This window comes from Flavobacterium panacis (assembly GCF_024649945.1).
Lineage (GTDB): Bacteria > Bacteroidota > Bacteroidia > Flavobacteriales > Flavobacteriaceae > Flavobacterium > Flavobacterium panacis.
The window spans coordinates 79,341-93,245 of the sequence record NZ_JANKMS010000010.1 but is presented as its reverse complement, the minus strand read 5'-3'; the positions used below and the strand labels follow the sequence as shown (position 1 = coordinate 93,245).

The 13,905-nt window shown below is 32.7% G+C and carries 14 protein-coding genes; 3 read left to right on the top strand and 11 right to left on the bottom strand.

The window, feature by feature from the left end:
* Positions 1–46: 46 nt before the first annotated feature.
* The 9 genes from mgtE to NQQ59_RS19905 form a co-directional block, all read right to left on the bottom strand.
* Positions 47–1,396: a magnesium transporter gene (gene mgtE / locus NQQ59_RS19945; RefSeq protein WP_144216727.1), complete on the bottom strand. Its 1,350-nt coding sequence runs from the start codon at positions 1,394–1,396 to the stop codon at positions 47–49.
* Positions 1,380–2,165 carry a 16S rRNA (adenine(1518)-N(6)/adenine(1519)-N(6))-dimethyltransferase RsmA gene (rsmA, locus tag NQQ59_RS19940; RefSeq protein WP_144216725.1) on the bottom strand — a complete coding sequence of 262 codons (786 nt, stop codon included), beginning with the start codon at positions 2,163–2,165 and terminating at the stop codon, positions 1,380–1,382. The genes mgtE and rsmA overlap by 17 nt, the downstream gene beginning before the upstream one ends.
* Positions 2,166–2,198: 33 nt before the next feature.
* The gene (locus tag NQQ59_RS19935) at positions 2,199–2,852 is read right to left on the bottom strand and encodes a hypothetical protein (protein WP_144216723.1); all 654 of its coding nucleotides are present in this window, start codon (positions 2,850–2,852) and stop codon (positions 2,199–2,201) included.
* A 146-nt stretch (positions 2,853–2,998) separates the two neighbouring features.
* A complete protein-coding gene (locus NQQ59_RS19930; protein ID WP_144216721.1) occupies positions 2,999–3,310 on the bottom strand; it encodes a DUF4286 family protein in 312 nt (103 codons plus the stop codon).
* 124 nt (positions 3,311–3,434) lie between these two features.
* A complete protein-coding gene (locus NQQ59_RS19925) occupies positions 3,435–5,216 on the bottom strand; it encodes a tetratricopeptide repeat protein (RefSeq protein WP_144216719.1) in 1,782 nt (593 codons plus the stop codon).
* Positions 5,217–5,382: 166 nt separating this feature from the next.
* Entirely contained in the window at positions 5,383–6,213 is an 831-nt protein-coding gene (gene lgt, locus NQQ59_RS19920) for a prolipoprotein diacylglyceryl transferase (protein WP_144216717.1), read from the bottom strand.
* A gap of 84 nt (positions 6,214–6,297) precedes the next feature.
* Positions 6,298–7,569, bottom strand: a complete 1,272-nt coding sequence (gene serS, locus NQQ59_RS19915; RefSeq protein ID WP_144216715.1) for a serine--tRNA ligase — start codon at positions 7,567–7,569, stop codon at positions 6,298–6,300.
* Positions 7,570–7,729: 160 nt separating this feature from the next.
* Positions 7,730–8,650, bottom strand: coding sequence for a PA3715 family protein (locus NQQ59_RS19910; protein WP_144216713.1), 921 nt, complete (start codon positions 8,648–8,650; stop codon positions 7,730–7,732).
* Between the two features lie 146 nt (positions 8,651–8,796).
* Entirely contained in the window at positions 8,797–9,336 is a 540-nt protein-coding gene (locus NQQ59_RS19905) for a DMP19 family protein (protein WP_144216711.1), read from the bottom strand.
* Between the two features lie 161 nt (positions 9,337–9,497).
* Between NQQ59_RS19905 and NQQ59_RS19900 the strand changes: the two genes are divergently transcribed.
* The 3 genes from NQQ59_RS19900 to NQQ59_RS19890 all read left to right on the top strand — a co-directional run bounded on the left by NQQ59_RS19900 (position 9,498) and on the right by NQQ59_RS19890 (position 11,672).
* Positions 9,498–10,592 carry a hypothetical protein gene (locus NQQ59_RS19900; protein ID WP_144216709.1) on the top strand — a complete coding sequence of 365 codons (1,095 nt, stop codon included), beginning with the start codon at positions 9,498–9,500 and terminating at the stop codon, positions 10,590–10,592.
* A 38-nt stretch (positions 10,593–10,630) separates the two neighbouring features.
* On the top strand, positions 10,631–11,065 hold the full coding sequence (locus tag NQQ59_RS19895; RefSeq protein WP_144216707.1) for an SMI1/KNR4 family protein: 435 nt from the start codon (positions 10,631–10,633) through the stop codon (positions 11,063–11,065).
* Between the two features lie 157 nt (positions 11,066–11,222).
* Positions 11,223–11,672, top strand: coding sequence for a protease complex subunit PrcB family protein (locus NQQ59_RS19890; protein ID WP_144216704.1), 450 nt, complete (start codon positions 11,223–11,225; stop codon positions 11,670–11,672).
* Positions 11,673–11,738: 66 nt separating this feature from the next.
* On the opposite strand, the gene NQQ59_RS19885 is transcribed toward NQQ59_RS19890, so the two are convergent.
* Both NQQ59_RS19885 and NQQ59_RS19880 read right to left on the bottom strand, forming a co-directional pair.
* On the bottom strand, positions 11,739–13,292 hold the full coding sequence (locus NQQ59_RS19885) for a patatin-like phospholipase family protein (protein WP_186296607.1): 1,554 nt from the start codon (positions 13,290–13,292) through the stop codon (positions 11,739–11,741).
* A gap of 154 nt (positions 13,293–13,446) precedes the next feature.
* On the bottom strand, positions 13,447–13,674 hold the full coding sequence (locus NQQ59_RS19880) for a CDGSH iron-sulfur domain-containing protein (RefSeq protein WP_144216700.1): 228 nt from the start codon (positions 13,672–13,674) through the stop codon (positions 13,447–13,449).
* Between the last annotated feature and the right edge of the window lie 231 nt (positions 13,675–13,905).

Here is a 13,905-nt window from a genome sequence, read left to right as displayed (position 1 = left end):
TTTAGAGATCTTAAATCACTGCAATCCGTTAATTTGTGGCAAAAATCTAGAATCCAAGAATCAAGTTTGCTACTCCAAAGTAGAGCATAATTCCAAAAACATCGTTGGTTGTTGTGATAAATGGACCTGTTGCAATTGCGGGGTCAATTTTATTTTTGTTCAGAAAAAGCGGCACTAAAGTTCCTAAAGTCGCTGCAAACAAAATCACTACAATCATGGAGATTGAAATAGCAAATCCAACCAAATATTGTTGATACATGATTGAATGATATCCTAATAAAAGCAATGAAATTATACTTCCAGAAATCATCGAAACGGTAATTTCTTTCGTAAAATAACCCCGACTGAATTCTTTTAAAGTTCCGTTTGCCAAACCTTGAACCACGATCGCCGAAGCCTGAACTCCAATATTTCCTGCAGTTGCAGAAAGCAAAGGCACAAAAATGATTAAGGTTGAATATTTTTGAAAAGTGCTTTCGTTTCCTTTTAAAACAAAAGAAGCCACAATTTCAATCACCATTCCGATTAAAAGCCAAGGCAGACGCGCTTTTGTTAATTCGTAAACGCTGTCATTCGATTCAACGTCTTGTGTAATACCCGCTGCTAATTGGTAATCTTTATCAGCCTCTTCCTTGATTACGTCTACAATATCGTCAATGGTAATTCTTCCAACTAGACGGCCTAACTCGTCAACAACCGGAATCGCCTCCAAGTCATACTTTTGCATGATACGAGCTACCTCAACATCTTCTGTATCAACTTTTACAAAATTTAATTTTCGGATGTAAACGTCACCAATTTGAGTTTTGGTTGAAGAAGTTAGTAGATCTTTAAGTGATAATCTTCCTTTTAAACGGTTTTCATCGTCAACCACATAAATAGAATGTACTCTGGATACGTTTTCTGCTTGAATTCGCATTTCCTTCACGCAAGTTAGAACGTTCCAGTTTTCATTCACTTTTACCAGCTCTTTTCCCATCAAACCACCGGCAGTGTTTTCGTCGTAACGCAAAAGATCAACAATGTCTTTGGCGTGTTCAACGTCTACTAATTCTGAGATAACTTCCGCTTTAATATCATGCGAAAGTTCGGCGATAATGTCGGCAGCGTCATTGGTTTCAAGCTCATCAAGCTCTTCTGCAATTTCTTTTGGCGAAAGTCGGCTTAAGATATTTTCACGCAGATCTTCTTCTAATTCCAGAAGAATTTCCGCTGTTTTATCACTATCTAAAACCTTAAAGATATAAGTTGCTTCGTCAAAATCTAGTTCTTCTAAGATTTCGGCGATATCGGCGTGGTGCAGATCATTAAGTAAAACTTCAAGTTCGTTGTCGTTTTTCTTAGTGATGAGCTCCTCTAATTGGTGTATAAATTCTTTACTAACTTTGAACTCCATCGGTTTCTATTTTTTGAGTTAGTTCAATAAATTCATCGACGCTTAATTGCTCGGGACGTTTATCAAAGATAGTGTCTTCTCGCAATTGGTCTGATAAATTTAATGTTTTCAAACTGTTACGTAATGTTTTTCGTCTTTGCTGAAAAGCAGTTTTTACAACTGTAAAAAACAACTTTTCGCTACAAGGAAGACTATAATCTTCCTTTCGGGTCATTCTCATCACACCCGATTTCACCTTGGGCGGAGGAATAAAAACGTTTTCATCAACCGTAAACAGATACTCAGTAGTATAGAAAGCCTGGGCTAAAACTGATAATATTCCGTAGGTTTTCGAGCCTTTCTTTTCGCAGATACGCTCGGCTACTTCTTTCTGAAACATTCCCGAAAATTCAGGAATCTGATGTTTAAGATCTAATGTTCTAAAAACAATCTGAGAAGAAATATTATACGGAAAGTTACCTATTATGGCAAACTGTTTATTTTCGTAAACTTCATTTATATTATACTTCAGGAAATCCTGAGAGATAATTTTGTCTTTTAATTTAGGATAATTGGCATCCAGATACGCTACCGATTCGGTATCGATTTCAATAACGTGTGTATTAATTGGCTTTTCAAGCAAATACTTCGTAAGCACACCCATCCCTGGTCCTATTTCTAAAACCTCATCATATCCTTTAAAAGTCAACGTATCTGCAATTGCTTTTGCAATACTTTCGTCTTTAAGAAAGTGCTGTCCTAAATGCTTTTTAGCTTTTACTTTTTCCATATTCGTTATTTGCTTTCTGCTTTTGGTATTATTTTAATGAGCAGATCCTATAATCGTATTCATAAACTTATATTGAAAATGAATAACGTCAAATTGAATTTTTTCTAAACCTGTCAGCAGTCCAATATTCGCTTTGTAACCAAATCTATAGTTTAAAAAATCTACACTTTTATTTTCCTTATTAATGAAGGTTTTATTAGTGTTAAATAGCTTTTCATTGTCTCCTTTAAAAGAAGCAAAAACTCCTCCAGAAGATGTAATCACTTTATTTTGTTTGTAAAATTTATCTATTTTACTTTTCAAAACAGCATATTTTTGTTTTACAAATGCATCGTAAAGCGCAGTATCATTTGTTACAAAACAATCTTCTTCTGAGATTTCTGCTTTAATTTCCTCAATGTAATCGTTAATTTCATTGCCCGTATCATAAATCTGTGTTGCAAACTTCATCATTTCTCCAAATGATTTAGGCGACTCTTCGTTTTTTACTTTCAACACTTCGTATTTAGAAAAAACAGTATTTTTTAAAATTTCTTTCGAAGTATTACTAATTTCTCTAAATTCATTCAGTTGTAAAACAATAGATTTTGAGGTTTCTTCTTCATTCCACACGCCATTTTTACTTTGACAGCAAACATTCAGACTTAGCAATAAAAATAAAACAAGTTTTATGTAAAGGTGTTTCATAAATAAGGGGCGTGAACAAGCACAATTTTTAATTAGAAATTAATTTTTTGCAAATATACTTTTTTTAGGTATTAAGCAGATAGACCTGTTAATTTTAATCTTAATACAAATTATGTACATTTCTAATTAAAGAATACTACTCAAAATTAGTGTTCTGAAACAACCTCTAATTCTGTTCTAAAAGAAAGCATTTTATCTGCAAACAAACTCAGTGCTTCTCTGTGAAATTCCGGTTCGTCTTCGATATAAAATCTATCCAGAGTTTCTTTACTGTCTGTCACATACTGTGTAGAATAAGTAATTCCACCCATTTCTTCTTCAACTAAAACTTTGACAATTCTTGCCGAAGAAAATTTCTGAGTTGCCAGAATTTCTGGTATGTGTTTTTCCTGCATCCATTTCAACCATTTTTCATGAACGCTTTCGTGTATATTGGTGGTAACGTTGTAAATAATCATTTTTTTCTAAGGTTCTGAGGTTCTGAGTTGCTAAGGTTCTGAGGTTTTTCTCGGAACTTACAAACAGATTACCTCACATTTCTAATTCTTCTTTCTTTGGGATTTTGATTTTATAAATTGGAATTTACAAGTTCTTATCCCCTCTCAATTCGCGGTATTTTTTTCTGGCATCAACAAAGTAAATACTGTCTTGATGATTAAAAATCACCTTTTCATATAAAGGCTTTGCCTTTTCTAGATCTTTTAGTTCGTCATTGTAAATTTCTGCTGAGAAAAACAGTGCTTCATCTACATAAATTCCGTCACTATGATTATCGATTATCTGCTGATATTGGCTTAAAGCCGAAGCAAAATCTTTCTGACTTTCGTAAATTTTTCCTAAACGAAGTAATGTTACAGCCTCTATTTCTTGTCCTTTATAATTCTTTAAAATATTCTGAAACTGTGTTATCGCTTCTTGTTTTTTATTCTGATAAATTAAAAAATCTCCTTTTGCAAACTGCTTCAGAGCAACCTGAGTCGAATCTGCAGCGGTATTGTCATTAATTAAAAGAAAATATTCCAGAGCGTCGTTGGCAATTAACTGAGTGTTTGCGGCTTTTAATTCTTTGAATTGTTTATTTGCCCATTCAAAATCACCTTTATAATAACTCGTTTTGGCTGCTTTTAAACTTGCTTCATGCGCCATTACATCATTCTTTAAATCCAATTGAATCTGCGAATAATAAATAAGCGCCTGATTGTATTTTTCTTCTAAAAGCAAAATATCAGCCAACTCCATTTTCGCATCGGCTTTTTGATATTCGTTTAAATTTAATTCTAAAGCTTTTTTGATTACCGTCTTTGCTTCTTCTGTTTTTTTCAAATTAAAAGCCAGAAAATGGGCCTGAATAATTTGCAAAGATAAGGTAAAAGGATTGATTTCGTAAGTTGTCAACAATTGCTGCAACTCCTGATTGATAGCTGGATAATCTTTTTCCTGTGCATTATCAATTTTAATCTGCATTAAATACGCATTAGACTGAATCAAGAGATTTAAATCTTTTGTATTCTGAAGAATGAAATTTAAAATTTCCGTCGCTGTTTCGTCATCATTTTCATTCATGGCAAACTGACTCAGATTAACGATACTCATCAAAGATTCTGGTTCACGCTTGTAAATCGCTTTTTCCTGAATAAAAGCTTTTCCGAATTCTTTCTGTTGAACATAAAACCAACTCAAATAATGATTCCAGAAAACATCTTGATCTTTCTGAGTTTTTAGGATTAATGCTTTTCGCATCGCATCTTTGAAAGCGGTATTATCCGTTTCGCCATTCATGAAACGAGACAATTGTGTCTGAATCAAATTTGTATTCTGCGGATTGGTAAAAGATTCTGTCAATAATAAATCGATCATTAAATCAGTTTTTCCCAACTGACCGTACAACATTCCGATTTGGAAATTGAAATTAAAGTTCGGCTGAACTTGCATTGCGGTTTGATAGGCTTTTAAAGCATATTCCAACAATACTTTTTTCTCAAATGAACTCGCAATTCCGTAAACATCATTCGGACTTGTTTTTATTTTTTCGATTGCCTGTTCGTAGTAACTTTTAGCTTTCGATTCGTTTTTTTGTAATTGAAAATTATATCCCAACTCCACTAAAAAAACGCCTTGTTTGTAACGATTGAAACGATCTTGAATTGCTTTTTCAGCATTCGCATATTGCTGTAATTGCTGATAACAATCCACAGTTCGCAAAAAATATTGAGTATTAGAAGGCGCAGCTTTTAAAAGTTCTTCGTAACTGATTTTAGCTTTCTCGAAGTCGCCTTTATCGTAGTAATATTGCGCCAGCTGCTCGTTTTGTCCAAATGCAAAACCAGAACATAATAAAACGATACAGATTAATATGTTTCTCATATTTTTAGTTTTTCAGTCGCAGTCGCGGTTTTCAGTCTAAGCCTACTGTAAACTGTCACTTTTTTTAGTTTTCAGTCGCAGTCTCAGTTCTCAGTTTTGTTAAAACTGTAAAGTGCGACTGTAAACTGTGACTTTTTAAGTTTTCAGTCTCACAAACTGTAAACTGTCACTGTAAACTGGGACTTTTAAAATTTTTCCAAAAAATCAATCCTAAACCAATTAAAATAAAGGGAATACTCAAAATCTGTCCCATATTAATCAGCATATTATTCTCGAAAGCTTCTTGGTTTTCTTTGAAAAATTCAATTATAAAACGAGCTGTAAATAATAAAGTTAAGAAAGTTCCAAAGATTAATCCCTGCGCATTTCTAATTTTCTCCGATTTATACATATAAAACAGGACTACGAAAATCAATACATAGGCAAAAGCTTCATACAATTGTGTTGGATGTCTCGGAATCAAATCGTCTCTTTGAAAAACTACTCCCCAACTTCCGTTGGTTGGTTTTCCGTAGATTTCAGAATTCATAAAATTTCCCATTCTGATAAAAGCGCCCGTTACAGGAACTGCAACTGCCATTTTATCCAAAAGTCCTAAGAATTGTACTTTATATTTTCGACAATATAAAATCATTGCCGTAATCACTCCAATCGAACCTCCATGACTTGCCAAACCTTGATAACCCACAAATTGATACGCTCCTTTTATTTTTTGAATTGGTAAAAGAATTTCTATCGGATGTTTAAAGAAATAATCTGGCTCATAAAAGAAACAATGTCCAAGTCTTGCACCTAAAACGGTTCCGACAATGACATAAATAAGTAAAGAATCGAGATTGTCTAAGGAAAGATTTTCTTTTTTATAAATGTTTCTTACGATATAAAACCCGAGAAGAAGTCCGCAGGCAAAAAGAGCTCCGTAATATTTAAGAGGAAAACTATCTGTAATCCAGAATATAACGGGATCCACGTTCCAGTTTAAGATACCGTTTTTCATTTAGTGTCAGTTTTCAGTCTCAGTTTTCAGTCGCCGTCCCAGTTTTCTTTACCGAAAACTGGGACTGTGACTGTAAACTAAAAACTAGTTTATAATATCAAATCCGCAGTAAGGACGTAAAACCTCTGGGATTACGATTCCTTCTGGAGTTTGGTAGTTTTCAATAATTCCAGCTAAAACACGTGGAAGCGCTAATGAACTTCCGTTAAGAGTGTGAGCCAATTGATTTTTTCCATCTTTGTCTTTGAAACGTAATTTCAAACGATTTGCTTGGAAAGTCTCAAAGTTAGAAACAGAACTGATTTCTAACCAACGATCTTGTGCAGTAGAAAACACTTCAAAATCATAAGTCAAAGCGGATGTGAATCCCATATCACCTCCACAAAGACGTAAAACTCTATATGGCAATTTCAATTCTTGAAGAATCTCTTTTACGTGTTCAACCATTCCGTCAAGTGCCGCATAAGAATTATCTGGGTGCTCTACACGAACAATTTCTACTTTATCAAATTGGTGCAAACGGTTTAATCCGCGAACGTGTGCTCCGTAAGAACCTGCTTCACGGCGGAAACATGGTGTATACGCTGTATGTAAAACAGGAAGATCACTTTCGTTTAAAATAACATCGCGGAACAAGTTTGTAACTGGAACCTCAGCCGTTGGAATCAAATATAAATCATCAATTGTAGAATGATACATTTGTCCTTCTTTATCTGGCAATTGTCCTGTTCCAAATCCTGAAGCCTCATTTACCAAATGAGGAACCTGAACTTCATTATATCCTGCAGCCGTATTTTTGTCTAAAAAGTAGTTGATTAATGCACGTTGTAAACGAGCCCCTTTCCCTTTGTAAACTGGAAATCCTGCTCCAGTGATTTTTACACCCAACTCAAAATCGATAATATCATATTTCTTTACCAATTCCCAGTGTGGTTGAGCACCTTCATGTAAAACTGGAATATCTCCTTCTTGAAAAACATTTAAGTTATCATCTGGCGTTTTTCCTTCAGGAACAATATCTGCCGGAAGGTTTGGTAAAGTGTATAATTTATTAGTCAACTCAACAGCCAAAGCATCTGCTTTTTCGCTCAGTTCTTTACTTTTCTCTTTTAGTGAAACTGTTTTTTCTTTTAAGATTGCTGCTTTAGCTTTCTCACCAGCTTTCATCAATTCACCAATATCTTTGGACAATTTATTAGATTCTGATAAAGTATTGTCTAATTCTACCTGTGCAGCACGACGATTTTCGTCTAATTGAACCACTTCTTCAACAACGCTTTTAGCATCGATATTTCGTTTTGCTAAAGCTTTGATTACTTTCTCTTGATTTTCTCTAATAAATGCAATTTGTAACATAGCTTGATTTTTATAACTATTGTATTTTTTATAACGGAAGCAAATTTAATGAAATGTTTGTTAACAATAGGTCAAAGTTTTGCAGTAAAACTGAAATCTCTTATAAACAACAAAAGCACCTTAAAAGTGCCTTTGCTGTTATTTTGAAATTTCTATTTTTTTATTCCAGAAAACGATGTCTGTCGTCTCTATGAAAAGCATATTCCCTTCCGTTGAACTTTAGTTTTTCAGATTCCTTTTTGATTTTGAGTTCTTTGTTTTCTTCCATTTCGCTTTCTAAACTGTCTTCGATGGCTTCTTCGTAAGAGAAATTTTTAGTCACAATTAAATCAAAAAAGCCATTAGTTTTCTGATCTCCCAAACTCATGCCGGTCTCCAGAGTTTCAATCTGATAGGTTCCGCTTCCGTTCGAATCTCCATTAGTCAGTCGAATTGGATATTCGTATAAAACTTTCTTAATTTCGTTATCTGCAAGAGTAATTAGAGTGAATTTCTGCTCGTTGTACAAAACTATTCTGCTGCTTGCGCTGGCTTCTGTATAAAAACCGACAGCAGGAGTATTTTCGTTAAGATAAACCAGATTTTTCAAAATATGAGATTTAGAAAAACGAATGGCTTCATTATGATAATATCCTAAATTCGCATCAAACTCTTCTGCAATCACATTCCCGCTTTCGCGATCTACAAACAAATATTTACGTTGAAAATAATTACCTAAATTTTCGTAATCATCCAAATGTTGCTTTTTCTTATTATGCTCTACAATAGTTAAGACAAAAAAAGCAGTCTTATCATCATAGTTTATAGAACTGGTCTCATCAATTTTAATATTTGAATATTTAATTTTTAGATTGGATGCGACTTTTGAAAGCAATGGAAGATTCAACTCTTGCGACTCCTCTATATTATCCAGATTTTTAAAAATGAGTTTTTTAAACTCTTTTTTATTCACATTTGTATCTGTTTCTATCAGCGAAAGAAGTTCCTGATTCTGAATTTCTGCTTCGTTCTTCGTCTTTTCGCTTTTACCACAAGCGAATAAAAACGCTAAAACTCCACTTAAGAGTACAATTTTTCTCATAGGCATCGATTTGTTTGTAGAATATTTTGGGTTCTCCAAATATATACTTTTCTTACAAAACATCTTAAAAAAATTAAAACATCAAATCAATGCGCCAAAAAGAGTTTGTTTTTCTTATCTAAAATTGAATTTTACTGTTTAAAATCTTAATCTCTTTTGATTTCGTGACCAACAAATTCTTCCAGAGCTTTAAACATTTCTTCTACCGAAAGCACTTCTGTATCTGGATGTGACTTTAAAAAAGCTGCATTTAATTCGACCAGATTTTCATCCAATTCAAAATAAGTATTATTATTTAAAAGATCACGTAACGGATTTGGAGTTTCAAACTTTGCCTGTAGAAATTTTCCAAGTTTAATAGTACTCTGCAAACGTAGTTTTCTACTTTGTTCTTTAAATAATTCCAAATGTTTTTCGGCACCGATTAAAGCTAAACCTTCTTCAATCAATTCATTCAATTCTTTGTTCCAACCTGAATCGTGAACAAATTTCGAAAAATTTCCTTCCGTATATTTAGAAGCATAAAAATCTAAATAATAACTCATTAAAGCATCTTCGTGAATCAAATCATCGTCTATTTTTTCTTCACGCATTAGATTGATTACCGAAATATTCGAATTAACAACGTCTTGAGGATTTTCGCTGTTTGCTGCTGTTTCTGAAATAATGATTTTACCGAATTCCATTTGAGTTTTTTGTTTAAGGATTGCTTTTGCAAATTTCGAATAAAATATTCTATAAGTGTCCTTTTTTAAATTTTAAAAACCACAAAAGAAAGAAAAGGATTACTACATTTGCTCTAAATCATACTTTTTAGTACCCGTTTTATAATTCTGAATTTAAGAACATGAAAAACATTATTAAAATAAATCCATTTAAATCCAATATACAGCATACTGACTTTGGAATTCTAACAACACTTGAAACAGAAGTAGAAATTTCGACAAAGGACAGTATATATCATGATAATAAAAGTCTTTTAGCAAACTATATTTATAGTGTCAATGGAACTTATCAATTAGTCTACACCATAATTGACAATGAAGGAAACTCTGAGAGTTATTTGGAAGAAGACGGAATATTACCAACTTTATTTCTAAATCCTGAATTGGAAAATTACGTCTCAATAATTCCGTACAATCCTGATAAGGAACTAGAAATTTCTTTACCTGTTTTTAATAGGCAGAATGAAGACAATCCTAAAGGCAATAAACCTTTTACTGGTGATTTTATTGGCATTGCCAATCAGTATTCTATTTTCTATGATAGCGACACTTGGTCAGAAACAAAACCTGACAAGATTCTGGCAATAGAATTTAATGGAAGAACAATTAAAAAGAAACATAACGTAAAAGTTCCTTTTCCAAAAAACAATAAAATATTTATATCAAATAATGAGATTCATCTATTGTCCATTCAAGATTCTTTTTGGCTTCACAGACAGATCGATGAGAAAGGAAATATTTTAAAAGAGAGAAAAATCAAATCTGATGGCGAATACATTGATCAGATTTTAACTTTATCATTTGAACGCACATCAAGTTTTTTCTATCAAAAAGAAGATAAAATAGGCATTGTAGAAATCGATTCAAATAACAATTTAAAATACAAAGATTTACTTCGATTTAAAGATCCGTTTTTCAACACTTGGAGACCCGAAAAAATTTCAAGAGATACGTATGTAATACGATTTAATACAGAATTCGGTAATGGCTGGCTTACTTTACAAAATGAAAATATATTTGATTTCTTTTATAGTAAAGAAGTGAACGGTTACAAAAACTTAATAACAAACGAAGTTTTAGAAATGCCAACAGAAAACCTAATAATTTCTAGTATAAACAAAACAAAGGAAAATAATTTTTTAATTGTGTTTTATCCACTAACAGATAGACATATTAAAAACAATAAAATAATAACTTTGAATAGAGAATTAAAATAGACGCAATTACTCAAAACATTTAAAACTATTCATTATTTATGTCCATTTATAACTTAGAAAAAGAATTCCTTAAAAATGTTGAAACCAACAATGTAGTAAACAAAAGAGAAACCTTAAACCCTGAAGAGATTAATAATCTCCTATCAGAATATCCTAAACTACCAGAGGATTATTTAATTTATTTACAGGAAATTGGTTCAGGAAGTTTTAGAGAATCTCAATTCAATATTACATCTTCATTGTTCGACTTAGAAGATTTGGGTTTGGAAGATCATTACGAATTAAAAGCAAATGTTTATTTTTTTGGAGATAATTTTTCTGGAGATTTTTCCGGATTTGACTTTGATAAAAATGATGGAAAAGTGGTAGAATTTTGGCATGAAAGTGGTGAACTCTATTATACAAATAAATCTTTTCAGACTTATATTAGAGAACAAATGCTAATGAATGAAGAGGGAAAAGAAATAAAGTGATTTTTTTTGATGTCTATCACAATTTTTAATCAAAACTTACGTTATATCGGGAAGTGATCTAAAAGTTTAATTTCACTTGAACGCAACCATTTAAAAAGAATAGCATCTTTTTAATAAACAGAACTTTATAAAGTTCTCGCAACCAAAACCACAAAACATGAAAAGGATTATCCTAATATTTAGCATATTGCTAGCTTTAACAAGTTGCGACAAAGACGATTTGCCAAATTCTGATGTGCAATATTCGTTAATTGCTAAAGGAGATTCTTTTCCAAATGATGAAACTCTTGCTCCAATCCATTTAATTATTAAAGATCAGAAAGCTTGGGATAAATTAATTGCAGAAATGAACGTTTCTACCAATTTATCTAAAGACTTTAAAGAAATAAACATTAATTTTAGTAAATATCAAGTGATTGCTGTTATAGACAAAACTCAAAACACCGAAGGACATTCTATTGATATTGTTGAAATTACCGAAAATCGAAATACTATAATTGTAAAAGTCGAAAGATTAAAAAACGGTAATAGTACTTTAAAAGTATCCAGACCTTACGACATTATCAAAACAGACAAGACAGAGAAAAAGGTTATTTTTGAGGAATAAATCTGTTTTGAATCATCCACAGCTTTAGCTAAAAACGTTTCAAGCTTTAACAAAACTACGCTGAGTTTAAAATCCTTTATTCTCTACCAGTAAACCTTTCAATTCATTGGTTTTCAAATAAGCTGCAAAACGTCCAGACAGCAATAACATTTCTTTTTCTTCAGGAGTTATTTTTAGTTTGGTTTCAACGTGCGAAGTGTATTCATACAACATTAAAAGTTCACTGGCTCCAAAATCCTTAAACGTCTCTTTGTCTAAACTAGAAAGTAATGGCTCTCCTATTTTATCTTTTTTGAAACGGTCAGCACCAAATTTTTCAATCAGTTTTTCTCTAAAATCATTATGCAGTTTGAGCCAGCTTGCCGCTTCATCATCAGTACTTTTTAGCTCGGCTGCCAAATCATCATAAGCCTGATCTTTTTTCAGTGTTAGCAAATAATCCCTTAAAGTTGTAAAACCAATAATCTGATAGTTGGAAGTCGGAATCTTATATCTTTCCAAAATATTTTCTACATCTTTTTCAAAAGTCATATATCGCGTTTGAACCGTATATAAAGAAGCCGTTTCCAGCAAAGAAAGCAATCCAATCTTTCCATCATTTATAAAAGGAGCTTTCTTTCCTTGTCCTAAACAATCAATAAAAAGCGCTCTTTTGTTTTTGTCATTTACTTTATCGTTATGAAGCAGTTCTACCAACGTTTCATATCCCATATTGTCCGATGCTCCGCCATCAATCACACATAAAATCTTATCCTGATTTTTGATTCCGAATTTGGTTTTTGGTAAAACACCAGGAAAAGCAGAACTTGCTGTAATAGCGTAGGTAAGCGGAAAATCGTAACCATTATTAATTTGATTTTCGTCAAGCGAAAGTGACGCTTTATTGGGAGCCAAAGATGAATTGATTTTTAAAGCACGAATAATATGCGGCATAAACGGAAAACGTTCGCCGTTGTTGTAAGCCGTTCCGTTGGCCACCATAATGGGCAACTGCGGATTTAATTTACTGTCTTTCGGAATAAAGAAATCAGACAACAACATTTGTGTTTTAAACTTATTCTGATTGTCTGGATTGGTACTGTCGTATTGCAAAACTTCCAAATCTAATCGCTGGGCCATGGAGACTTTTTCTCCTTTTTCGTTTCTGCTGTTATTCAAAAGAGAAAAAAGCGTAGCCGATTTATTGACATCTGATTTGAAAGCATCGGCTTTAGAAAAATAAAATTCGTTGAAAGTACAATTGTCATATTGCAGTCTGTTTTTCAGAATCGTCAAATAATATCCTGCTGAATAACATCCTCCAGAAACCGTGGAGAAATAATCGATTTCATTCAAAAAATTACGATTTGACTTATCTTCCTGAATTTCTTCCAAACCCAAAAGAACTCCAAGACTAAAAAACTGCGCTCTGGATCCACCGCCTGAAATTCCGACTCCCAAAGCAATATTAGGATTTTGAAATCGGCTGTCACGATCCTGAACCGACTTGTATTCATTCAAATTAACAGCTGGAATCGAATTGTAATTGATTTCAGAAAACAGATTAATCTTGTTTTGAGCCATTCCTTCATTCATCAAAACAAGAAAAAAGAATCCTATTGAAAGTCTTTTAAACATCATAAACTGCAACATTGTTTTTGAAGGCTTAAAATTAGCTGAATTAATTCAAAATGAAATAATTGTATTTCAATTTTTAACTTTTCTATAAAGTACTAAAATAAAAAAACCGCATCTGGCAGAATGCGGTTTAAATTATTTAAAACTAGAAAACTTCTTAATTGGTTTTCATCGGTGGTAAATCGAATGCAACTGAATCGTGTTCAAAGTTATTTCTGTGTCCTCCGTCGCAGAATGGTTTGTTTTTAGACAATCCACAACGGCAAAGTCCTAGTGCAGATCTTCCTTGTAAACCGTAAAGTGCTCCTTCTGGATCCATGATTTCAAAATCTCCTTCGATCTTGATAGAACCGTTTTTATTGATGATTAATTTAGTCTTGCTCATAAATTTTGTTTTTTTTCGGCTGCAAAGATTGCGAAATATATTGTCATTTATAAGCGCGAAACGTAGTTTAAACTGGTTCTATTTTATTTGAGTTTTTGCCACGAAGGCACTAAGGCGCAAAGTTTTTTTTTCTACATTACATTTAAAATAATCTCGCGAAGACGCAGAATCGCAAAGTTTTATTTTAAGCCAAAGGTAACCGTATTGTTTGTCATTTCGAGGAACGAGAAA

What these genes read in the sequence shown, in the direction of transcription:
- mgtE (WP_144216727.1), bottom strand. Translation starts at nt 1,396, where the DNA reads ATGGAGTTCAAAGTTAGTAAAGAATTTATACACCAATTAGAGGAGCTC.
- rsmA (WP_144216725.1), bottom strand. Translation starts at nt 2,165, where the DNA reads ATGGAAAAAGTAAAAGCTAAAAAGCATTTAGGACAGCACTTTCTTAAA.
- NQQ59_RS19935 (WP_144216723.1), bottom strand. Translation starts at nt 2,852, where the DNA reads ATGAAACACCTTTACATAAAACTTGTTTTATTTTTATTGCTAAGTCTG.
- NQQ59_RS19930 (WP_144216721.1), bottom strand. Translation starts at nt 3,310, where the DNA reads ATGATTATTTACAACGTTACCACCAATATACACGAAAGCGTTCATGAA.
- NQQ59_RS19925 (WP_144216719.1), bottom strand. Translation starts at nt 5,216, where the DNA reads ATGAGAAACATATTAATCTGTATCGTTTTATTATGTTCTGGTTTTGCA.
- lgt (WP_144216717.1), bottom strand. Translation starts at nt 6,213, where the DNA reads ATGAAAAACGGTATCTTAAACTGGAACGTGGATCCCGTTATATTCTGG.
- serS (WP_144216715.1), bottom strand. Translation starts at nt 7,569, where the DNA reads ATGTTACAAATTGCATTTATTAGAGAAAATCAAGAGAAAGTAATCAAA.
- NQQ59_RS19910 (WP_144216713.1), bottom strand. Translation starts at nt 8,650, where the DNA reads ATGAGAAAAATTGTACTCTTAAGTGGAGTTTTAGCGTTTTTATTCGCT.
- NQQ59_RS19905 (WP_144216711.1), bottom strand. Translation starts at nt 9,336, where the DNA reads ATGGAATTCGGTAAAATCATTATTTCAGAAACAGCAGCAAACAGCGAA.
- NQQ59_RS19900 (WP_144216709.1), top strand. Translation starts at nt 9,498, where the DNA reads ATGAAAAACATTATTAAAATAAATCCATTTAAATCCAATATACAGCAT.
- NQQ59_RS19895 (WP_144216707.1), top strand. Translation starts at nt 10,631, where the DNA reads ATGTCCATTTATAACTTAGAAAAAGAATTCCTTAAAAATGTTGAAACC.
- NQQ59_RS19890 (WP_144216704.1), top strand. Translation starts at nt 11,223, where the DNA reads ATGAAAAGGATTATCCTAATATTTAGCATATTGCTAGCTTTAACAAGT.
- NQQ59_RS19885 (WP_186296607.1), bottom strand. Translation starts at nt 13,292, where the DNA reads ATGATGTTTAAAAGACTTTCAATAGGATTCTTTTTTCTTGTTTTGATG.
- NQQ59_RS19880 (WP_144216700.1), bottom strand. Translation starts at nt 13,674, where the DNA reads ATGAGCAAGACTAAATTAATCATCAATAAAAACGGTTCTATCAAGATC.